We start from the raw sequence: 19909 nt of genomic DNA, 5'->3' as shown, positions 1-19909 counted from the left end.
CTTTTAGTTCTGTATATATTTATTGATAGTTCATATGGTTATTGTTGATAAGGAAGAAAGAGTGGGCCTAACGCCCACTCTGATCTCTACCTTTTCCGTTACTTAGCGCACGGGCATGCCTGGCTCTGCGCCTTCATCCGGCTCGAGCAGCCACAGATCGCTGCCGCCTGTACCTGCAGAAAGCACCATGCCTTCTGACATACCGAACTTCATTTTGCGAGGCTTGAGGTTAGCCACCATCACTGTCAGGCGGCCTTCCAGTGTTTTCGGGTCATAAGCCGCCTTGATACCGGAGAAGACGTTACGCGTCTCGCCACCCAGATCCAGCGTCAGTTGCAGCAGCTTGTCGGCGCCTTCAACGTGATCCGCTTTAAGGATGCGGGCTACGCGCAAATCCAGCTTGCTGAAATCACCAATCTCGATTTCAGGCAGCAGTGGCGTTTCATCCAGAGGCCCTTTAGGCACAACAGGTGCTGCAGCCGCCTGTTCTTCCTTGGAGGCATCAATCATGGCGTTAACCTTATCCATTTCAACGCGGGACATCAGCGCCTGGAATGGTGCGACAGAGGTGCCGAGCAGCAATGACTGGCTGCTGGCCCAGGTCAGAGAATCCTGCAGGAAGGCTTCGGCTTTCTCTGCCAGTTCAGGAACAACGGGCTTCAGGTAAGTCACCAGAATACGGAAGAGGTTGATGCCAGCAGTGCAAACCTGCTGAACCTCGGCTTCTTTACCTTCTTCCTTGGCCAGTACCCAAGGGGCTTTATCCGCAATGTACTGGTTAGCCTTGTCGGCCAGCGCCATGATGTCGCGCATGGCACGGCTGTATTCACGCTTTTCGTAAGCGGTAGCGATGCGCTCGCCTGCTTCCATAAATTCGCGGGTCAGCTCAGGCGCCGCATCGGTGTCTGCAAGCTTGCCATCAAACTTCTTGGTCAGGAAACCGGCGCAGCGGCTGGCAATGTTAACGACTTTGCCTACCAGGTCACTGTTCACGCGCTGTACGAAGTCCTCAAGGTTCAGGTCAAGGTCATCGACGGTTGAAGTCAGCTTGGCAGCAAAGTAATAGCGAAGATACTCAGGGCTCAGATGATCAAGATAGGTGCGCGCCTTGATAAAGGTGCCACGGGACTTGGACATCTTCTTGCCATTCACGGTCAGGAAACCGTGGGCATTCACCGCTGTCGGGGTGCGGAACTGAGATGCGCTCAGCATGGCAGGCCAGAACAGGGCGTGGAAGCTGATGATGTCTTTACCGATAAAGTGATAAAGCTCGGCTTTGGAATCCTTGTTCCAGAACGCATCAAACTCGATGCCTTCACGGTCGCAGTACTGCTTGAAGCTCGCCATGTAGCCGATAGGCGCATCCAGCCAGACGTAGAAGAACTTGTCTTTTTCGCCGGGAATCTCAAAACCGAAGTAGGGCGCATCACGGCTGATGTCCCATTCCTGCAGGCCAGAGTCCAGCCATTCAGAGAGCTTGTTCGCCACTTCATCCTGCAAAGTGCCGCTTCGCGTCCAGTCTTTCAGGAAGGCATCGAAGTCGGACAGTTTAAAGAAGAAGTGAACGGAGTCTTTATTCACCGGTGTCGCACCGGAAATCGCCGAGCGTGGGTTAATCAGCTCAGCGGGCGTGTAGGTGGCACCACAGACTTCACAGTTATCACCGTACTGATCTTCCGCTTTGCATTTCGGGCAAGTGCCTTTGATGAAACGGTCAGCCAGGAACAGTTCTTTCACCGGATCATACGCCTGCGTAATCGTGCGCTCGGCAATATGACCAGCGGCTTTCAGGCGGTTATAGATCAGCTCGGAATACTGCTTGTTTTCCGGTGAATGCGTGGAGTAGTAGTTATCAAAATTGATCAGAAAGCCTGCCGTGTCTTCACGGTGTTCGCGATTAACATCATCGATCAGTGCTTCAGGAGTAATGCCCATCTGCTCGGCTTTGAGCATGATGGCGGTGCCGTGGGCATCGTCAGCGCAAACATAAATGCACTGGTGACCACGCATTCGCTGAAAACGGGTCCAGATATCCGTTTGAATTTGCTCCAGCAAGTGGCCAAGGTGCAGTGAGCCATTGGCATAGGGAAGGGCGCTGGTTACGAGAATCTGGCGAGGAGTGTCTGACATAGTAGTAGCGATTTCTCGGCGTTTTCGATAAGCGTGAAGCCAGGTCAGCGAGGAGAGCAATTGCCAGAATCCCTGGGGCATCTCCCTGACATGGGCGGAAAAATTCAACTACTATAGCGATAGGCGTGCGGCCTTGCATCTTTTTAGGCGGATTCCCGCCCCTCAGGAATGCGGTTATGAGCGTGATTGAAGCGAATAAAAAGCGCGTTTTGCTGGTCGATGACGACCCTCTGATTCTGAGCAGCCTGCGTCGGGCGCTTCGCAAGAAACGCGATGGCTGGGAAATCGCTTTCGTACAAAGCGGTCCCGTCGCTTTGGCGCTGCTGGAACGCGAGGCTCCCTATGATGTCATAGTGACCGACATGCGGATGCCAGGCATGGATGGCGTGCGCTTGCTTGAGCATATCGTTACCCGCTATCCGGCCATGGGTCGAATCGTACTGACCGGCTATGCCGAGGTGGAGGATCTGGTCCGTGCCACAGAGCTTTCCCACCAATGTCTGGCAAAGCCTTGTGATATCGATGTACTGATTGATGCGATTAACCAGTCATGCGCGCTCCAACAGATGATCTCCAGCCCGCGTGTGCGTGAGGTGGCCGGTAGCATTGGCAGCTTGCCGATGATGCCCGCGGTGATTCGTCGCATTCAGCAGCTGGTGCAATCCCCGGATGCCAGCATGGGACAGGTAGCCCGTGAGATTGAGTCGGATATCGGCCTTGCCTCACGACTGTTGAAAATGGTCAATTCCGGTTTTGCGGGTGCTAATCGCACGATCGAAACTGTGCAGGATGCGTTGGTGCGATTGGGAATGGAACACGTCAGTGATCTTCTGCTGGTCAACCACGCGCTGAATGAGTTATCTCCAAATAACTGGCAGCGGTTTTCTTTTGATGCCGTGCGACTTCGTTCTGTCGCGGTTGGGCAGTTTGCCCGGGTAATGGCGTTGCAATCGGGTTTGTCGCCACGCTGTGCTGATCAGGTGGTGATGGGTGGCCTGCTGCATGATCTGGGGATGCTGCTGTTTGCTGCCCGTATGCCTGAACAGTACGGTCAGGTCTTTGATCTGATGGCCGCCGAATCCATCGACTTGCCAGAGGCTGAGCGGCGGATTATCGGTGTAACTCATGCTGAGCTCGGCGCTTATCTTCTGAGCTTGTGGCATCTGCCAGCACCTATTATTCAAATGGTGCTGGCTCATCATGACCCTTCATTGCATGAAGCTTCTGCCAAGCCGTGCTGGCTGGTCTATCTGGCGGATGCACTCTTGCCGTCACTGAGCGAAGAGGCAGGCTTAAGAGCCCGGTTCGATGCCGACAAGGTCACAGCGCAAGGCTTTGGTGAACTGATGAAACAGTGGCAGGAGGATAGCGCCCACTGGGGAATTACCTGGCGTTAATCTTATTAACCAGGCTGGTTTCGTGCATAGCGAATGGGGCGGTGTTTGGTGTAGAAACATGCTAGAATGCCGCCCCATTTGATTGCCCATGTACTTGATTGTCTTGTCTCACGAGGTTCGACTTGCAACAGCCCACCCAGCCTGAACGTTATGACGAGCTACTGGCCGAGAAAGCGGCAGAGCTAACGCAGCAGTTTGCCGAGTTTAATCCGCCTGAGCTTGAGGTTTTTGCCTCTGCTCCAGAGCATTACCGTATGCGCGCCGAGTTTCGGGTATGGCATGAAGGTGATGATCTCTACTACGTCATGTTTGAGAAAGGTGGTAATCGGGATCACTACCGGGTCAATGAGTTTCCGGTGGCCAGCAAGCTGATCAACGAGTTGATGCCGCGTGTTATCGACGAAGTGAAAAAGCATCCGGTGCTGCGCTACAAACTCTTTCAGGTCGACTTCCTGACGACTCAGTCTGGCGAAGCGCTGATTTCTCTTCTTTATCACAAGGCACTTACCGAGGAATGGGAAGTGCTGGCGCGCGGCATGCGTGACTCTCTGGGTTTTGATCTGGTGGGTCGCAGCCGTAAGCAGAAGTTCGTGATCGAACGTGACTGGGTGACCGAAACCATGAACGTGAACGGGCGCCAATTGCAGTACAAACAGATCGAGAACAGCTTTACCCAGCCCAATGCCGGTGTCGCCGAGAAAATGCTGGAATGGGCTATTGATGTCAGCCGTGACATGGGTGGCGACCTGCTGGAGCTATACTGCGGCAACGGCAATTTCAGTCTGGCGCTGGCGCAGAACTTTGATCGGGTACTGGGTACTGAAATTGCGAAAAGTTCGGTCTATGCTGCGCAATACAATATTGAACTCAATGGTATCGATAACGTCAAAATTGGCCGCTTGTCTTCAGAAGAGTTCAGCGCCGCGATGCTTAACAACGGCCAGGGTGGCCGCCGCTTTACAGAGCTCGGGCTGGCGGATTATCAGTTTGATACCGTTCTGGTCGATCCTCCACGTGCCGGGCTTGATGCTGACTCGATTGCCCTGATTCAGCAGTACAGCAATATTCTGTACATCTCCTGTAACCCGGATACCCTGCATGAGAACCTGGGTGAACTGGGCAAAACCCATGAAGTGGTTCGCTTTGCCTTATTTGACCAGTTTCCCTACACCCATCACAAAGAGTGCGGTGTGATGCTTAAGCGTCGCGCCGGCTAATCGTTATGGCTCTCCCCGTGATGCAGGGCATATTGAATCTCTTCCGATCCAAAAGGACGCCAGAAATGAGCGCAGAGCTTCGCACTACCTTGTTGGACATCCTCCACAGCTACGTGGATCCGGTTCTCAGGCAGAACTGGCTGGAAATGGACGCGGTTCGTGAGATCCGTCTGGAGCCCCTGCGTTGTCATGTGTCACTGGTTTTGCCGTACCCTTATCTGGGTGTGGAAGGGCAAATTCGTCAGGATGTCGGTGATCTGTTAACTCCGCATCTCGGTGGTCTGGAACTGGTATTGGGCATTGAGCTGGCGGTGCCTGTTACCACAGCCCGGGCGCAGGTCGCTGGACTTGAAGGTGTAAAAAATGTCATTGCCGTGGCTTCCGGTAAAGGCGGTGTCGGCAAGTCAACGACGGCAGTCAATCTGGCGCTGGCGTTGTCTCAGCTCGGCGCGCGCGTGGGGATGCTGGATGCGGATATATACGGCCCCAGCCAGGGCATGATGCTGGGTGTTGCCAGTGGCACTCGCCCCGGCCAGATTGATGAAAAAACCATGGCACCTGTCGAGGCTCATGGCCTCCAGGCAATGTCGATGGGCTTTCTGATTGATGAGCAGCAGCCCATGGTCTGGCGTGGCCCGATGGCAAGTGGTGCTTTGCAGCAGCTGATGACGCAGACCCGCTGGGATAACCTGGATTATCTGATTGTCGATATGCCGCCAGGTACCGGCGATATTCAGCTCACTCTCGCGCAGAAAATGCCGGTCGCCGGAGCGGTGATTGTGACCACGCCACAAGATATTGCCCTGCTGGATGCGCGCAAGGGCATTGAAATGTTCCGTAAGGTTGATATTCCGGTCCTGGGTGTGGTGGAGAACATGAGCCTTCATCGATGCAGCCAATGTGGCCATGAAGAACCTATCTTCGGGCAGGGTGGAGGTCAGCGAATTGCTGAAGCCTATGATACGCTGCTGCTCGGCCAGCTTCCCTTGGCCATGAATATCCGTCTGCAGGCCGATGGTGGCAAACCGACGGTACTGGCTGATCCGGACAGCAGTGAAGCGGGTCACTATCGTCAGATAGCCTTGGCGACAGCCGTTGCTCTGCTGGAGCGACAGGCGCCTGCAATGCCTGAATTTTCCATGGATGATGACTGAGCGACGTTATCCGGTACTTCTATCTATTCGTGCTTCGTGATGAAGCCGCACTTAGTGCAGAGAGGACACATGGCTATTAAGTCAGATAAATGGATTCGTCGGATGGCGGACTCCCACGACATGATCTCTCCCTTCGAGCCGGGTCAGGTGCGTGAGAAAGATCAGGGAAAAATTATTTCCTACGGTACGTCCAGTTACGGCTATGACGTTCGCTGTGCCAATGAGTTCAAGATCTTCACCAACATCAACTCCTCCATCGTTGACCCTAAAAACTTTGATGCGAAGAGCTTTGTTGATGTGCAGTCAGATGTCTGCATCATTCCACCTAACTCCTTCGCGCTGGCGCGGACGGTGGAATACTTCAGGATTCCTCGCAATATCCTGACAGTGTGTCTGGGTAAGAGCACTTATGCGCGTTGTGGCATCATCGTCAATGTGACACCTCTTGAGCCTGAGTGGGAAGGGCACGTGACGCTGGAGTTCTCCAATACAACACCATTACCGGCAAAAATTTACGCCAATGAAGGTGTTGCCCAAATGCTTTTCTTTGAGTCTGACGAAGTCTGTGATGTCAGCTATGCGGATCGTGCTGGTAAATACCAGGGTCAGACCGGTGTTGTCGTGCCGCGGACTTAAAACCCTATAGTGTGCCTCGCTAATAAAAAAACGCCCAGTAGGGCGTTTTTTTATGGATTAACCAAGTCGTTACTTGGTTGCTTCCGTGAAGCGACGGCTGACTTCAGGCCAGCTAATGACATTCCAGAAAGCCGAAATATAGTCTGGTCGGCGGTTTTGGTAGTTCAGATAGTAGGCATGCTCCCAAACATCCAGACCCAGAATAGGCGTCAGGCCGTCAACAATGACCGAGTCTTGGTTTGGCGTACTGGTGACGACCAGTTTGTTGGCATCATTAACCGCCAACCATGCCCAGCCACTACCAAAACGTGAGGCTGCGGCTTTGTTGAAAGCGTCCTTCAGGTTATCGAGGGAGCCAAAGTCGCGCTCGATGGCTGATGCCAGTTCCCCATCAGGTTTCCCACCACCTTCAGGGCTCATTACTTGCCAGAACAGGCTGTGATTTGCATGGCCGCCCCCGTGATTACGGACTGCACCTTTTACTTCTTCAGGTAGGCGGTCAAATGCCGCAAGCAATGCTTCCACGGGTTTGTCCTGCCACTCAGGCAAGCCTTCCAGCGCAGAATTCAAGCCATTCACATAGGTTTGGTGATGCTTGGTGTGATGGATCTCCATGGTGCGGGTATCAATATGTGGCTCAAGCGCATCATAGGCATAGGGCAATTTGGGCAGTGCGTGTGACATAACAACTCCTTGTAGTTGATCTTGCGTTGTTTGAATGGAAGTAATTCAATCAGACGCTTGAATGCTTCACTACTTACTCTGGTGATAATAAGAGTCATTATCAATACCCGTCACGTTTTTTTCTTTCTGGAAACAGCCCGTTACTCCCTTTGCCTTGGAGAATGCGGCTTAGAGTCTGGCTATTTAATGAGCCATTGTCTTGAGGCCAACGATCGAGATCCCGAGCGTGGTCAGGAAGATGGCTTTCATCAGAGTTAGTGACTCGCCCAGCAAAATGACCCCGGTCAGCGTTGTACCGGCAATCCCCAATCCACACCACACAGCATAGGCGGTGCTCAGAGGGATGATATGCAGCGCTTTGCTCATCAGGTACACGCTGAGGGAGCCCAGCAGAATAAAAGCCAGGCTGGGCCAGAGCTTGCTGAAACTCTCAGACTGTTTGAGGAAGTAGGTAAAGCCAACTTCGAAAGCTCCGGCAGCCAGAAGATAGAACCAGGGACTCATAATCCACCTCGTATAAGTTAAACTGTCTTTCTGGAAAGATAGTCTACGGAGGGTTTATCTTTCTGGCAAGATAGTTGAAAATGAATTTTTTGAGTCGTTCTCTTTTCTTACTTGGTCCGGTTGATTGTCACTATGAAAACCCATGCTCCTGTCGATCAGTTAGTCGCTCTGGTTTCTGAACACTGGCCGCAACTGAATCACCCCAATGCACCGGGTTTATGGTCCTTGTACCGGACGCATGACCGGCTGCTGGAGGTCTATGCCAGCATCATTGCTCCCTTTGGATTGCAGGTGGCTGACTCTGAGGCGTTATGTGCGCTTCGCTCCAGCGATGCTCAGTACACCTTGAGCCCGAAAGCACTTGGGTATTTTATGCTCATCAGCTCTGGTGGTTTAACCAAGGTACTTAAACGCCTGGAAGGGCAGGGGTGGGTTGAAAGGCTGGCGAACCCGGAGGATGGTCGCAGTCAGTTGGTGAAGCTCACACCGGCAGGCAAGGTGTGTATCGAAGCGGCGATGGGCGCCGTCAGTGAGTTCGAGAAACAAGTCAGTTCTGTGCTCACCCATGATGAGCACGCACAGCTTTATTCCATGCTGGATCGACTGACTCAGAAAATTGATGAGCTGAGCCAGTCGACACCCTAATTGCCTAAGGTTTTCTAACCCGCATCCGCTGCACGGGCTGCCGCGCCGGCAGCTTCCCGACGGCGTTTAACTTCATAGGCAATCGCAAGAATGATAGTGATGGAAATCATCACCAGCCCCAGAGCATTCACCGCTGGTGTCAGACCGGTGCGTACTTTGGAAGCGATATAGACCGTCAGGGTTGTGTCATAGCCTTTGACGAACAGCGTGGTGTTGTAGTTCTCGAAGGATTGCAGGAAACCGATCACCGCAGCCGAGATAATGGCAGGCTTCAGGTAGGGGAGAAGAACCTTATAGAACACCTGCCAATGGCTGGCTCCCAGACTTAGCGCAGCGCGCTCCAAAGTCCGGTCAAAGCGCTGCATGCGAGCAAGAATCATCAACATGATGTACGCGGCAATGAAGGTAGTCTGTGCCACTACTGTCAACGCGATGCCGCCAGTCACATCCAGGCGTTTCCAGAAAATCAGCGTTGAGATACCGATAATGACACCAGGTGTCAGCAGCGGCGACATCATCAGCGAATAGATAAAGGTTTTCCCCTTGCCCTCAACAGTGCTGAGGAACAGCGCACAGGCAATACCGATAGGTAGCGCCACAACGAGAACGCCAATGGCGACCCAGATGCTGTTCGCCAGCGCATTCCACATGCCGTTGTCTTCCCAGAGCGCCTGAAACCATTTCAGCGTGGCGCCTTTCCACGGTGCCACAGTCGGAAAGCGGCTGTCGTTGAACGTCGCTGCCGACATGATGATCAGCGGCAGGAAAAGATAGATAAAGAAAAAGCCCAGATAGGTACGGATGCCCCATTTAAGGATAGTTTGGGATGTCATTTGGCAATATCTCCCAGTCCAACCTTACAGACTTTCATGATGAGTCCGATGAAGCCGATACAGAGAATCAGTAACAGGAACGCATAGGCTGCGCCCTGGTTCCAGTTACCTCCCTCGAAGAACCAGTTATAGATAATTTGCGTGAACCAGCGGCTACCTGGCGATCCCAGAAGGGCCGGCACGGCGTAGCTACCTGCTGCCAGCATGAAGGTCATGATGCAGCCGGTGGCAATGCCCGGTTTCGCATGGGGAATGATGATGCGAGCATGAGTACGAATCCAGCCTGCGCCAAGGTTTCGTGCTGCACGAATCTGGTTGTTATCGAGACTTTCCAGTGCGTTGTAGAGGGGGAAAATCATAAAGAGGATGTAGGCGTACACCATCCCGATCATGACACCAGCATCTCCGGACAGAAACCGAATCGGTCGATCTATGAAGCCCAAACCTTCCAGCAGCATATTCAGAGGGCCTTTGTACGCCAGAATGATGTACCAGGAGTAGGTGCGCAGAATCTCGTTAATCCAGAAAGGAATAATCAACAGTAAAAGGCACAGTGCCGCTTGCTGGCGAGTCGCCGTTTGGGCGAGATAAAAAGCCAGCGGATAGCTCACAACCAGCGTGAAGAATGTCACCATCACGCTGGACCAAATGGTCTTGCCGAAAATGCTCAGGTGAATCTTGTTATGAAAGAGGGTGACGTAGTTTTCCAGAGAATAGGTGTCTTTTGGTCCACCAATTTCACTGGGGAACAGGTTGGGACGGAACGAGTAGTCCACCATCAGCAGCTGCGGCAGAATCACCATCGCGATCAGCCAGATCGCGACCAGCGCAATGACCGCAAAGCCGACGGGAGCGCCGAAGCGGTCTCGCAGCTGATTAAACATGCTCACCTCCAATGACTGTCGCCTCTTGCGGCTGGTAGCCAAAAGTGATGTTGCTGCCCGGTGTCAGGTCATCCAGATAGCTGTCCGTATTGAGTTGAACCCGGATATTTTGCTCCGTATTTGCCAGTTGGCCATCGGCCATGATGTAAGAGCCTTCAAAGTTCAGCTCATTCAGGCGCAGGCTGATTTGGTTCGCTCCAGTCTCACCACCTTTATGACGGCGCAAAAACTCGGGACGAATAAAGAGGCATACATTCTCGCCAACGCTCACGGGTTTAGCGATGGTGCCTTGCAGATGACCTGCCGAACCACAATCCACGGTGGCCAGGTGGCCATCCACATGGCTGACTGTGCCGGTGAGCTTATTATTCTCACCCACAAAGGAAGCACAGAATTGGGTTTCGGGCTTGCGATAAAGTCGCATTGGGTCACCGACCTGCTGCAGCTTGCCGGCAGACATCACGCCAACACGGTCTGACATGGTCAGCGCTTCGCCCTGATCGTGGGTGATGTAGATAAAGGTAATGCCGGTTTTGCGCTGGATGTCTTTCAGCTCGGTACGCATATGCTGGCGCAGTTTAAGATCCAGAGCAGAAAGAGGCTCATCCAGCAGGAGTACCTGTGGCTCGATAGCCAATGCTCGGGCAATAGCGATGCGCTGCTTCTGGCCACCAGAGAGTTCAGAGACTTTTTTGTTGGCACTTTCAGGTAATGCGACAAGATTTAAAAGACGGTCAGAGACTTTTTTGCGCTCACCGCGCTTAATGCCGCGAACTTCAAGACCAAACTCGATGTTTTCAGCGACCGTCATTAACGGGAACAGCGCCAGATTCTGGAAAATCATGGAGGTTGGGCGCTTATTGGCAGGGACATGAGTCATATCCATTCCACCGATACGCACGCAGCCTTCGGTTGGCTGGAGAAAGCCGCTGACCATATTCAGCAATGTGGTTTTTCCGCAGCCGGAAGGGCCGAGGAAACTGAAAAATTCTCCGGATTCAATTTTGAGATCCGTACGGGTTACTGCCGTGAAGTCCCCAAAACGCATCACTACATTGTCCAGATGAACGCTACTATCCATAGATACGTCTCGATATCCTGAGTCAGGGAGAGAGGAGGGCGCCAGAGCGCCAAAGAAGGAGGGCATGAAGAGCGTTTAGCCTCCCTGCATGCCCGTTTAGCCTCTATCAGGAAGCGAGATAGCGATCCTGATATTCATTGCGAAGTGCCACATACCAGGGATCCTGGATAGGCCACCACCAGAGGTTTTTCAGGTCTTCGTCAGTATAGGAATCAGTGAAGAACTGCTTGGTAGCCTCTGGCAACAACGCAGAAGCACCTTTGGCCGTTGAGTTATATCCCGTGGATTTTACGAACATCGCGCCCGCTTCTGGGGTGTAGTACCAGTTGATAAAGTCATAAACGTTATCGACGTTATTGGCGTTCTTGGGAATAACAAAACCTTCCATCCAGGCCAGTGCGCCTTCTTTAGGCGCCGCGTAAGCGATAGGCTCGCCCTCGGATTTAAGTTTGAATGCGGTGCTGTCCCACGTCTGGCCAATAATGGCGCCGTTGGTACGGAAGGCACCCTGAGCTTCGTTCTCTGTCGACCAGAACTGGGCAATCATGTTTTTGTGCTCTACGGCAACTTTGAGAATGGCATCAAAGTTGGCACGCATCGCCTTTTCATTCTTGTAGGAGTCCAGCATGGGGAAAGGCAATTTGCCTGCTTTCTCAAGCCACAGGCCAATACCGACCAGTGCAGAGTGACCACGTACGGTCACGCCTTGCCCATTATCAGGATTCCACAGATCGCCGTAACTAATATTGCTGCGATCCAGCTTGGTTTCTTCAGTGTTATAGGTGATGGCCTCGGTGCCCCAGTCAGAAGGAGCAAAGTAGCGCTGTCCTTTTACCACGCCGCCGGTTTCAGATCCGCTGATGGCGCTATCCAGACAGCCATCCCATTTGATCTTGCTGGTGTCCAGTGGCTGTACCAGACCAAAATCTACATAGCCCGGGACGCGGTCCACCGTCGGCATAATGATGTCGAAGCCCGAGCCGTCAGTGGCTCGAAGGGAGTTCATCAGCTCATCATTGGTGCCGTAAGGAGTAAAGGTGGCGTTGATGCCGGTCTTCTCCTTGAAGTTGGCCAGCATTTCATCAGTGATATAGCCCGCCCAGGCATAAATACGCAGTTCCTTGGAGGCAGCGTAAGAGCGGTTGATATAGAAGGGAACGCTGGCAGCTGCAGCTGTGGCAATCGCGCCTTTCATCAAGCGACGACGAGAGATTGTCATACCTTACTCCTGTTAGGGTTATTTTCAGGTAAATCGCATAGAAGTCTGATTCCAAAGCAATACCATTAAGAATGTATGACAAAGTGAAAAAATTCCCCACAAAGTTGAAGCGTTCGCGCTTTTGATGTCGTTTTTTGAAAATTTTTGGTCGCTTTTTGTGGTTTTACTGGGCGCTGTCGGCTTTTTTTGTTTCGAATGAAAAGAGACTTTAGAGGGCGCGTATTTCATCCGCGCATGGGAATGTCAGTGCCAGCAAGTATTGCTGACACTGTAAATAAGGTGGAAAGCGGATGTTTATTACATCTTCGAAGAAGTATAGATCAGGCTACGCGTGCTGCCGTGCGAAGTTGGGCCTGGCGGCGATATTCACGGGGTGTGACGCCTTTAAGCTCCTGAAAGCGACGGTTAAAGTTGGCGATATTATTGAATCCTGCCTGGTAGCAAATTTTGGTAATTTGCTCATCAGACTCGGTCAGCATAATGCAGGCGCGACTAATGCGTACCCGGTTTAAAAACTCGACAAATCGATTGCCAGTGGCCTTGCGAAAGAAACGTGAAAAGCTGCTTTCACTCATGCCTACCAATGAGGCAACCTCGTGTAGCGTGATTTGCTGTTCACAGTTTTCATTAATGTAATCCACCACCGTATTGATCTTCTGCTGCATGCCTTCATTGGCAGTGTTATTCATTTGCACGGTAGAGAGCAGGCGATAGTCATTCCAGTCTGCCAGTTCCTGCAGCCAGCTCAGAAAGCCCAGTAAGCGCTTAAGTCCACTTGCCTGACTGATTTCCTCAAAGCGCTGTTGTGCCAGTTCGACCGGATAGCGGATGAATTCAATGCCTGAACGGGCGCGCTCAAGGAGGGGAGTGAGTTGAGTGAACTCTGGTAATAGTTCACCGGCTTTAAGAATGCTGTCCTCAGGAAACTGAATAGCGCGGTCACGGATGTCTACCGTAGGGGTGTCATTGCTACAAATCCAGTTATGGGGCAAACGTGGGCCGGTCAGGATCAGCTGGCCAGGAGTAAAAGTGCCTACATAATCCCCGACAAAGACCTTGCCGGTAGTCGCGGCAATAAAATGAAGCTCAAAATCATCATGGGCGTGCCAGCGAATCAGCGGGCTGGGATGACCGTGTTCGACACAGCGAATGGTATCAAGACTGGGGTCTTTAAGTTCGAACTCGGGTGTTTGCGTAATGGGCATCATTCACCTCCTTGTTATTGTTGGACTGGAGTGTAGATGAGTTGATTATGATATAACCAGTGGTCAATAAGCTTTTTACTATAATTTTTTGATGAGAAAAAGACCTTATGCGGGGCAAAGGCTGCAAATATGTATCAGAAAAATGAAAACGCCACCCAAAGGTGGCGTTTGTATGTCAATGAACTCGTTTAAGACGGCACTATAGTGCCTGATTAACCGATGTTCAGGATGGTCTGGGTGACGTTGTTCTCGGTATCCAGTGTTTTCGAGTTGGCCTGGTAGTTACGCTGGGCAATGATTAGCCCGACCAGTTCTTCCGAAAGGTCCACGTTGGACGACTCAAGAGATCCCGATACCAGACTACCGTTCAAGCCCACACCGGGAGGATTACCCACTGGGGTACCTGAAGATGCGGTAGCTGCCCACTCGGTATCACCTACAGGCTTAAGGCCCGTGGGGTTATCGAAGGTATACAGCTGAATCTGAGCAATTTTCTTGCTCTCGCCATTGGAATAGCTGGCCACCAGATTGCCGTTTTCATCAAAGGACACGTCTGTCAGCGTACCTGCCGCATGACCGTCCTTGAAGGTGTTGTTCACCTGGGAGTCCTGCGAATACTGAGTCGTACCTGCGGCATTAAATGCCAACAGGTTGTTGATATCGTCAGTAGCTGGATAGGTTGTTACCGCAGGGATAGTGGGGTCAGCATTATCTACATAGACCGTTGGTGCAGAGGCCGAGGTCGCGCTTTGCAGGCCCTGGCCGGTGGCATCCGTGAATACTGGCGCGGTACCGGTAGTTCCCGCTGTTACCGAACCGATACCAATGCCTGTAAGCGTACCGGACGAACGGTTAAAGGCGTAAATCAGATTCGAGGTACTTGGATCATAGACGGTGGAGTCAGTGGTTGTGCCATCGCGTAAACCAACGGGCAGCTCGGTGTAGGTACCGTCATCTTCAACGCGCAGTACGTGAACAACATAGTAGGTTGTGTCGTTGGTGGCGCTTGGATCGTTGGGGTCCGCGACTTCCACGTACTGATAGGCCAGGGTTTGCTCGTTACCCAAACTGTCATAGACCGTTTGGGTTGTGCCATAGGTGTAAGTGGAAGAGTCCGTGGGATCATACGGAGTGCGCAGATCATCAGGGTCAAGAGTCGAGTCAATCTGGACGCTGACAGTGACAGCGCTGGTGGCTTCAGGTGCACTCACTTTGTCGGTTGCATCAATAGTGATATCGGTGGTGCCACCAACCAGCTGACCATCGTCATTATAAAGACGACCCTGAACCGCAGAACCGCTGTTTGAACGAAGAACGCTGGTGACACTGGCAGTATTGCTGGTGCCAGACTCAGGAATCAGCTCAAACGCGCCGCTACGGGTGTAGGTAACAGTGCCGTCGGTGTCCTTCAAAGAGAAGAAACCATCGCCGTCGATCGCCAGGTCAAGGTTGTTGTCGGTATTTTCAAGCGTACCCGAAGCAAAGTTCTGCTGGATATCCTGAACAGACACACCATTACCGGTGGTGCGACTTGAGCCGCCACCAGCTACCGAAGATGAATAAATATCACCAAACTCGGCACGCGAGGATTTAAAACCCGTTGTGCTGGCGTTAGCGATGTTGTTACCGCGTACATCCAGATCCGTGGAAGCAGCTTTAAGTCCTGTGATTGCCGTTGAAAATGACATAGTTAGGTCCTCACGAAATTTGCTTCACGTCTGACATTGACGCGGTTGAGCCGTTTGCAAGGTTAAGGGTGACCGAGCTACTGCCAATACTGACAGAATCTACGTTTTGCCCCATGTAAGTGGTCAGGGAGGTATTGGATGAGCCAACGGTCCCCTGTGCCGCAAAGTAATACGTGCCCGTGCTGGTGCCATCTGCTGGCTCCCAGGTAAAGGAATGCTCGCCAGAGCTCAGGCTGCCCAGACTGATGGAGTCGACCTGTGTTCCTGTGGAATCATAGACCCCTACCGTTACATCTGCCGCCGAGTTATCGAGATCAAGCAGGCCATTAATGCTGCCACTTGAATCTAATTCAGCTGAGTCACTATCGACGTAGGCAGTACGGCCGACCATGGAAGAGGCCTGCAGAGCCAGGTTGGATTGCAGGGAAGTCGCCAGATCGGAAACTGCCGAATTAAGGTTGGTCAACTGTTCAACGGTGGACAGGTTCGCCAGCTGGCCCATGTACTCTGCAGTATCTGCAGGGTCGGTGGGGTCCTGGTTTTTAAGCTGTGCAATCATCAGCTGCAGGAACATATCGGAATCAAGTGACGCCGCGGATGTCGTACTGCTGGTGCTGCTTGTTACTGATGAACTGGTCCCAAGACCATCAATGCCGCTCGTGCTCATGCTCTAATCCTCATCACTGACCGAGTGTCAGTGCGCGTTGCATCATTGATTTGGCGGTGTTCATGACTTCCACATTGGTCTGGAAAGACCGGGACGCGGACATCATGTTGGCCATCTCTTCCACAACATTCACATTGGGATAAAACACATAGCCGTCTTCATTGGCCATGGGGTTCCCTGGTTCATATTCCTGCCGTAATGGCGATTCACTTTCGACTACGCCTAACACCTTAACGCCAAGACCTGCATCGTCACTTGGCGGGTTGTCGTAGTTGAAACCCTGATCTTCCATGGCCTGACTAAATGCGGTCGCAAACACCGGCTGGCGCGCACGGTAAGTCTGATCAACGCTGCTGCTGACGCTATCGGCGTTAGCAATGTTGCTGGCGGTGGTGTTCAGTCGAACTGACTGAGCACTCATGCCAGAACCGGCGATCTTGAACACATCATTCAGGGACATCTTACTGTCCTCCGGTCAGGGCCTTGCTCAGGCCGGTAAACTTGCGGTTCAGAAAGAGAAAGCTGGCTTGATAATCCATGGCGTTTTCCATGAAAGCGGCTTTCTCAATCTCGGGGTCGACAGTATTTCCATCAACCGCTGGCTGCACTGGTACACGGTAAAGCAGGCTTTCATCTGTCATATCATTGCCGTCAGCGGCAAAGTGATGGGCATTGGTTTGCCGCAGACCGACAGGATTTGCCGCTTCAGTTGCCTGTGCCAGATAGGCTGAGAAGTCGAGATCCCGCGCTTTGAAGTTGGGAGTGTCGGCATTGGCAAGGTTATTGGACAGCACTTCGGCACGTTTGGCGCGGTACAGCAGTGCGTCATCGTGTATCCCTAGTGCAGTATCAAAACTGATTGCCATCGAACTCACCTGTTGCTTCATTGCGTTGCTTAACAGGTATAGAGCAAGGGGTGTGCCATTTTTAGACCTTATTTAAGGCCCGATTAGGGAGGTAGGTTAACTACTTGATTTATCAGGATCTGAGGGGCTCAGTCGCGGCATTAGCCAAAGGAGTGAGCCAGTCATTGGAGGGCAGTGGCAAAGAAAGCGGCAATGAGGTGTAGATCAGAGAAGGGCGAACGGCAATGGCTTACCGTGCGCGGTAGATAATACCGGGGCTGCATTGAATCATTTCATAGATATCATTCAGGCCGGTCACGGCTTCAGAGGCCCCGACCATCAGGAATCCGCCTGGTTTCAATGTTTTGTGAATTCGGCGAAGAATGTCTGCTTTAAGCTCTGGAGAGAAGTAGATGAGCACATTACGGCAAAGCACCAGATCAAAGGTGCCAAGGCTGGCATAGCTATCCTTAAGATTCAGTGTGCGAAAGTCGATCCGCTGTTTGATTTCGCGTTTAACTTCCCATGAGCCATCGCCGCATTGATTAAAGAAGCGTTTAAGACGCTCCGGCGACAATCCTCGTCCAAGAGCCAGTGATTCATAGCGCCCGGCTTTGGCCTGATCCAGAATCGATGTGGAAATATCGGTTGCAGTAATGCGGATGTCGCCGCGCAAAGCGCCCAAACGCTTCTGCCGCGTTTCTTCCGCGAGCATGCTAAGAGAGTAGGGTTCCTGTCCGGAAGAGCAGGCCGCTGACCAAATCTTGAGTTGGCCGCCCCGGTTTCTCTCATCAAGCTCAGGGAAGATGCGATCCTGAATGATGGTATAGGGGTGAATATCCCGGAACCAGAGGGTTTCGTTGGTAGTCATCGCATTGATGACTTCCTGCCGCAGGCCAGAAAAGGCATTGCTCTGCAGACGTTTGAGCAGATCTCCCAAGGTCTCAAATTTATGCTCGGCCATTAAGCGGCCGAGTCGACTTTTCACCAGATACTGCTTGTTATCTCCGAGCAGAATGCCGCATGCCTTCTCAAGATATTCCTTGAAAGCGGAAAAATCCTGAAGAGAAATATCGGGCGCCTGATAGGAGCTCTGGTTCATTCCGAGACCTCTTTTAGGGGATTTCAGCACAGGTTTGCTGTGTTATCCCTGTTCTGCGAGAATTTGAGTAATTATAAACACATAAGCGACAGTTACATGCAATGTTCTCGATGGAAAAAGTATTGCTGCCTGCTTTTACTGTGCTTTTTGATCCAGCCCTCCTACGGCGCTGTCCGTAGCGCTCAGATCACTCAGGCTGTAATGAACTTTATCGGTCAAAAGCTGACCCAGCAAGGCAGCTTTATTCAGGGACGTATTGATGTGGATGTCGATCCCATTGATCCGCGCCTGATGTTTACTGACTGCGCACAGCCGCTGACGGTCGAAGGCAAGAGCGACGACTGGCTGGGGCGTGTGCATATTAAAGTCAGCTGCCTCAACCCTAAACCCTGGTCTATTTATGTCCCGGTCACGATCCACCTGTACCAGCAAGTGATTGTTCTTAACCGGCGGTTGCAGCGTGGTCAGGCCGTGACCAAAGGGGATTTACGCTTTGAGGAACGTGATGTTTCGGGTCTTCAGCGACAGTATTTTCTGGATACCAAAGATGTCCTTGGGCTCTCGGCAATTCGTCATCTTTCCGTGAATACGGTGCTGGCGCCCAGTATGCTGGAGCCCCCGGTTGTCATTCAGCGAGGCGACCTGATCACTATTACGGCCGTGTCCGGAAGCGCCAGAATAAGCACTCGTGGCGTGGCGTTAGAGGACGGTAAAGTGGGTGAGAGTATTACGGTTGAGAATGCTTCTTCCAAGCGTAAGCTTCAGGGAAGAGTCATCGGGCCACAGGAAGTGGAGATCAACTGATAACTTACTTTCTGCGCATGCTGGGCATGTAAATTGCTTGATTACAATGAGTGATCGGCAAGTTCACCTGATTAAATGCTGATCACAGAAGCTGAGTCAGTTATTATGAAGCTGTTTTGATGTGCGGGAAGGTTGCCAGTGGCCAGAAATTGCCACTTGAAGAACGAGGCTAAAATTAGCAAAAAAAGTTCTAAAGTAATCCTTAATCCCGCCGATACCTTTAATCACCAAGCGTGATTTTTGAAGGAAAGTATTATGCCCATCGACATTAATGGTCTGGGAATCAATCAGCCGGCAAGCAGTTCCCGGGTAAAAACCCAGACGACTGAACAGCAGAAGACCTCCGACACTGGTACTACAGCAGCCAGTGGCGATAAGGTGCAACTGAGCTCCGAAGCTATGTCACTGCAGAGTCTGGAAGATCAGGTTCATCAGTTGTCAGACTTCGATCAGGATAAGGTTGATCGCGTGAAAGCCGCCATTGCAGATGGCTCTTACTCTGTCGACGCTAATAGCACCGCTCGTAAGATGCTGGATTTTGACGCACTGATGAGTTGATCTTATGTCTCAAGAGAATCTTTTAACTCTCGTACAGAACGCCAACCAGCTTCTTGTGCAGGTGATTGAACGAACTCTTGAGGAACGCGAGCTGCTTAAAAAGCGCAGTCTTGAAGGTTTTACTGACTGTGTAGATCAGAAGAATGAACTGCTGCAGCAACTACAGGCCAACGTCACGCTTCGGGCCGAGAAACTGCAGCAGTCCGGGTTGGGAATGGATCGTAAGGGCCATTTGTCAGCAACGCCGGAAGATCAGATTGAAGCCATGACGGCCGCACTGGTTGAAATGGACACCCTCCTCAAAGACTTCAAACAGGCGAATGACATCAACTCAATGATTGTTGGTCGCTCCCTAACGATTGCCCGTCAGACGCTGGATCTGGCGAAAGGGCAGCAAAAAAATCAGCAGCTTTATAATAATTCCGGCAAGGCAGCGCATCACGCGGCCAATCAGGTTATTGGCAAAGCTTAACTCGCTGATTTGGCTCAACTTATTATTTCTTCTGAATTGGCTCTGCGAGTTGCGGGACAAGCGTTCCCTTGGTATAACGTTGCTCCGTTGATCTCCTCATAGTTCAAGGGATAGAACGGCCCCCTCCTAAGGGGCAGATCCAGGTTCGAGTCCTGGTGGGGAGACCATCGCTTTTTTATTCTTC

The 19909-nt window shown here is 52.0% G+C and carries 21 protein-coding genes and 1 tRNA gene; 9 read left to right on the top strand and 13 right to left on the bottom strand.

All coding sequences use genetic code 11. The features are described 5' to 3' along the window. Positions 1-102: 102 nt before the first annotated feature. Positions 103-2130, bottom strand: coding sequence for a methionine--tRNA ligase (gene metG, locus ACKC9G_RS07085; RefSeq protein ID WP_411404241.1), 2028 nt, complete (start codon positions 2128-2130; stop codon positions 103-105). A gap of 176 nt (positions 2131-2306) precedes the next feature. On the opposite strand from metG, the gene ACKC9G_RS07080 reads away from it, so the two are divergent. The 4 genes from ACKC9G_RS07080 to dcd all read left to right on the top strand — a co-directional run bounded on the left by ACKC9G_RS07080 (position 2307) and on the right by dcd (position 6534). Continuing rightward, a complete protein-coding gene (locus ACKC9G_RS07080) occupies positions 2307-3527 on the top strand; it encodes an HDOD domain-containing protein (RefSeq protein WP_411404240.1) in 1221 nt (406 codons plus the stop codon). A gap of 122 nt (positions 3528-3649) precedes the next feature. Next, positions 3650-4744, top strand: coding sequence for a tRNA (uridine(54)-C5)-methyltransferase TrmA (trmA, locus tag ACKC9G_RS07075; RefSeq protein ID WP_411404239.1), 1095 nt, complete (start codon positions 3650-3652; stop codon positions 4742-4744). A 65-nt stretch (positions 4745-4809) separates the two neighbouring features. Further along, a complete protein-coding gene (apbC, locus tag ACKC9G_RS07070; RefSeq protein WP_411404238.1) occupies positions 4810-5898 on the top strand; it encodes an iron-sulfur cluster carrier protein ApbC in 1089 nt (362 codons plus the stop codon). Between the two features lie 69 nt (positions 5899-5967). Beyond that, positions 5968-6534 carry a dCTP deaminase gene (gene dcd / locus ACKC9G_RS07065; RefSeq protein WP_411404237.1) on the top strand — a complete coding sequence of 189 codons (567 nt, stop codon included), beginning with the start codon at positions 5968-5970 and terminating at the stop codon, positions 6532-6534. A gap of 69 nt (positions 6535-6603) precedes the next feature. On the opposite strand, the gene ACKC9G_RS07060 is transcribed toward dcd, so the two are convergent. Together ACKC9G_RS07060 and ACKC9G_RS07055 are read right to left on the bottom strand one after the other, a co-directional pair. Continuing rightward, positions 6604-7218: a superoxide dismutase gene (locus ACKC9G_RS07060; protein ID WP_411404236.1), complete on the bottom strand. Its 615-nt coding sequence runs from the start codon at positions 7216-7218 to the stop codon at positions 6604-6606. Between the two features lie 183 nt (positions 7219-7401). Further along, a complete protein-coding gene (locus ACKC9G_RS07055; RefSeq protein ID WP_411404235.1) occupies positions 7402-7722 on the bottom strand; it encodes a DMT family transporter in 321 nt (106 codons plus the stop codon). Between the two features lie 132 nt (positions 7723-7854). Here ACKC9G_RS07055 and ACKC9G_RS07050 point away from each other — a divergent pair, with 132 nt between their 5' ends. After that, the gene (locus ACKC9G_RS07050; protein ID WP_411404234.1) at positions 7855-8367 is read left to right on the top strand and encodes a MarR family winged helix-turn-helix transcriptional regulator; all 513 of its coding nucleotides are present in this window, start codon (positions 7855-7857) and stop codon (positions 8365-8367) included. Positions 8368-8381: 14 nt separating this feature from the next. Here ACKC9G_RS07050 and ACKC9G_RS07045 read toward each other — a convergent pair whose 3' ends face one another. From ACKC9G_RS07045 to ACKC9G_RS07000, 10 genes are all read right to left on the bottom strand, one after another. Further along, positions 8382-9200 carry an ABC transporter permease gene (locus tag ACKC9G_RS07045; RefSeq protein WP_411404233.1) on the bottom strand — a complete coding sequence of 273 codons (819 nt, stop codon included), beginning with the start codon at positions 9198-9200 and terminating at the stop codon, positions 8382-8384. Further along, complete coding sequence (locus tag ACKC9G_RS07040; RefSeq protein WP_411404232.1) at positions 9197-10084, bottom strand: ABC transporter permease; 888 nt, start codon at positions 10082-10084, stop codon at positions 9197-9199. Before ACKC9G_RS07040 ends, ACKC9G_RS07045 begins: the two co-directional genes overlap by 4 nt. Further along, on the bottom strand, positions 10077-11165 hold the full coding sequence (locus ACKC9G_RS07035; RefSeq protein WP_411404231.1) for an ABC transporter ATP-binding protein: 1089 nt from the start codon (positions 11163-11165) through the stop codon (positions 10077-10079). Before ACKC9G_RS07035 ends, ACKC9G_RS07040 begins: the two co-directional genes overlap by 8 nt. Positions 11166-11271: 106 nt before the next feature. Continuing rightward, a complete protein-coding gene (locus tag ACKC9G_RS07030) occupies positions 11272-12384 on the bottom strand; it encodes an extracellular solute-binding protein (protein ID WP_411404230.1) in 1113 nt (370 codons plus the stop codon). Positions 12385-12704: 320 nt separating this feature from the next. Next, positions 12705-13592 carry a helix-turn-helix domain-containing protein gene (locus ACKC9G_RS07025; RefSeq protein ID WP_411404229.1) on the bottom strand — a complete coding sequence of 296 codons (888 nt, stop codon included), beginning with the start codon at positions 13590-13592 and terminating at the stop codon, positions 12705-12707. A gap of 209 nt (positions 13593-13801) precedes the next feature. Beyond that, complete coding sequence (locus tag ACKC9G_RS07020) at positions 13802-15277, bottom strand: flagellar hook protein FlgE (protein WP_411404228.1); 1476 nt, start codon at positions 15275-15277, stop codon at positions 13802-13804. 10 nt (positions 15278-15287) lie between these two features. Beyond that, a complete protein-coding gene (locus tag ACKC9G_RS07015) occupies positions 15288-15944 on the bottom strand; it encodes a flagellar hook assembly protein FlgD (protein ID WP_411404227.1) in 657 nt (218 codons plus the stop codon). A 13-nt stretch (positions 15945-15957) separates the two neighbouring features. After that, positions 15958-16404, bottom strand: coding sequence for a flagellar basal body rod protein FlgC (flgC, locus tag ACKC9G_RS07010; protein ID WP_411404226.1), 447 nt, complete (start codon positions 16402-16404; stop codon positions 15958-15960). Between the two features lies 1 nt (position 16405). Then, the gene (flgB, locus tag ACKC9G_RS07005; RefSeq protein WP_411404225.1) at positions 16406-16810 is read right to left on the bottom strand and encodes a flagellar basal body rod protein FlgB; all 405 of its coding nucleotides are present in this window, start codon (positions 16808-16810) and stop codon (positions 16406-16408) included. A 229-nt stretch (positions 16811-17039) separates the two neighbouring features. Continuing rightward, positions 17040-17891, bottom strand: coding sequence for a CheR family methyltransferase (locus tag ACKC9G_RS07000; RefSeq protein WP_411404224.1), 852 nt, complete (start codon positions 17889-17891; stop codon positions 17040-17042). 96 nt (positions 17892-17987) lie between these two features. On the opposite strand from ACKC9G_RS07000, the gene flgA reads away from it, so the two are divergent. From flgA to ACKC9G_RS06980, 4 genes are all read left to right on the top strand, one after another. Then, complete coding sequence (flgA, locus tag ACKC9G_RS06995; RefSeq protein WP_411404223.1) at positions 17988-18695, top strand: flagellar basal body P-ring formation chaperone FlgA; 708 nt, start codon at positions 17988-17990, stop codon at positions 18693-18695. Between the two features lie 255 nt (positions 18696-18950). Next, positions 18951-19253 carry a flagellar biosynthesis anti-sigma factor FlgM gene (gene flgM, locus ACKC9G_RS06990; RefSeq protein WP_411404222.1) on the top strand — a complete coding sequence of 101 codons (303 nt, stop codon included), beginning with the start codon at positions 18951-18953 and terminating at the stop codon, positions 19251-19253. A 4-nt stretch (positions 19254-19257) separates the two neighbouring features. Then, positions 19258-19725, top strand: a complete 468-nt coding sequence (gene flgN / locus ACKC9G_RS06985) for a flagellar export chaperone FlgN (protein WP_411404221.1) — start codon at positions 19258-19260, stop codon at positions 19723-19725. Positions 19726-19817: 92 nt separating this feature from the next. Then, positions 19818-19892, top strand: a tRNA-Arg gene (locus ACKC9G_RS06980). Positions 19893-19909: the final 17 nt, after the last annotated feature.

It is taken from the genome of Pokkaliibacter sp. CJK22405 (assembly GCF_046614695.1).
GTDB lineage: Bacteria > Pseudomonadota > Gammaproteobacteria > Pseudomonadales > Balneatricaceae > Pokkaliibacter.
The sequence above is the reverse complement of the archived record's forward strand: the minus strand, read 5'-3'. Positions and strand labels throughout refer to the sequence as shown.

Coding starts and splice junctions, on each gene's coding strand:
- ACKC9G_RS07080 (WP_411404240.1), top strand. CDS start 2,307: ATGAGCGTGATTGAAGCGAATAAAAAGCGCGTTTTGCTGGTCGATGAC.
- ACKC9G_RS07035 (WP_411404231.1), bottom strand. CDS start 11,165: ATGGATAGTAGCGTTCATCTGGACAATGTAGTGATGCGTTTTGGGGAC.
- flgB (WP_411404225.1), bottom strand. CDS start 16,810: ATGGCAATCAGTTTTGATACTGCACTAGGGATACACGATGACGCACTG.
- ACKC9G_RS07030 (WP_411404230.1), bottom strand. CDS start 12,384: ATGACAATCTCTCGTCGTCGCTTGATGAAAGGCGCGATTGCCACAGCT.
- ACKC9G_RS07025 (WP_411404229.1), bottom strand. CDS start 13,592: ATGATGCCCATTACGCAAACACCCGAGTTCGAACTTAAAGACCCCAGT.
- ACKC9G_RS07020 (WP_411404228.1), bottom strand. CDS start 15,277: ATGTCATTTTCAACGGCAATCACAGGACTTAAAGCTGCTTCCACGGAT.
- ACKC9G_RS07015 (WP_411404227.1), bottom strand. CDS start 15,944: ATGAGCACGAGCGGCATTGATGGTCTTGGGACCAGTTCATCAGTAACA.
- ACKC9G_RS07040 (WP_411404232.1), bottom strand. CDS start 10,084: ATGTTTAATCAGCTGCGAGACCGCTTCGGCGCTCCCGTCGGCTTTGCG.
- metG (WP_411404241.1), bottom strand. CDS start 2,130: ATGTCAGACACTCCTCGCCAGATTCTCGTAACCAGCGCCCTTCCCTAT.
- apbC (WP_411404238.1), top strand. CDS start 4,810: ATGAGCGCAGAGCTTCGCACTACCTTGTTGGACATCCTCCACAGCTAC.
- flgC (WP_411404226.1), bottom strand. CDS start 16,404: ATGTCCCTGAATGATGTGTTCAAGATCGCCGGTTCTGGCATGAGTGCT.
- dcd (WP_411404237.1), top strand. CDS start 5,968: ATGGCTATTAAGTCAGATAAATGGATTCGTCGGATGGCGGACTCCCAC.
- ACKC9G_RS07050 (WP_411404234.1), top strand. CDS start 7,855: ATGAAAACCCATGCTCCTGTCGATCAGTTAGTCGCTCTGGTTTCTGAA.
- flgA (WP_411404223.1), top strand. CDS start 17,988: ATGCAATGTTCTCGATGGAAAAAGTATTGCTGCCTGCTTTTACTGTGC.
- ACKC9G_RS07000 (WP_411404224.1), bottom strand. CDS start 17,891: ATGAACCAGAGCTCCTATCAGGCGCCCGATATTTCTCTTCAGGATTTT.
- ACKC9G_RS07060 (WP_411404236.1), bottom strand. CDS start 7,218: ATGTCACACGCACTGCCCAAATTGCCCTATGCCTATGATGCGCTTGAG.
- ACKC9G_RS07045 (WP_411404233.1), bottom strand. CDS start 9,200: ATGACATCCCAAACTATCCTTAAATGGGGCATCCGTACCTATCTGGGC.
- ACKC9G_RS07055 (WP_411404235.1), bottom strand. CDS start 7,722: ATGAGTCCCTGGTTCTATCTTCTGGCTGCCGGAGCTTTCGAAGTTGGC.
- flgN (WP_411404221.1), top strand. CDS start 19,258: ATGTCTCAAGAGAATCTTTTAACTCTCGTACAGAACGCCAACCAGCTT.
- flgM (WP_411404222.1), top strand. CDS start 18,951: ATGCCCATCGACATTAATGGTCTGGGAATCAATCAGCCGGCAAGCAGT.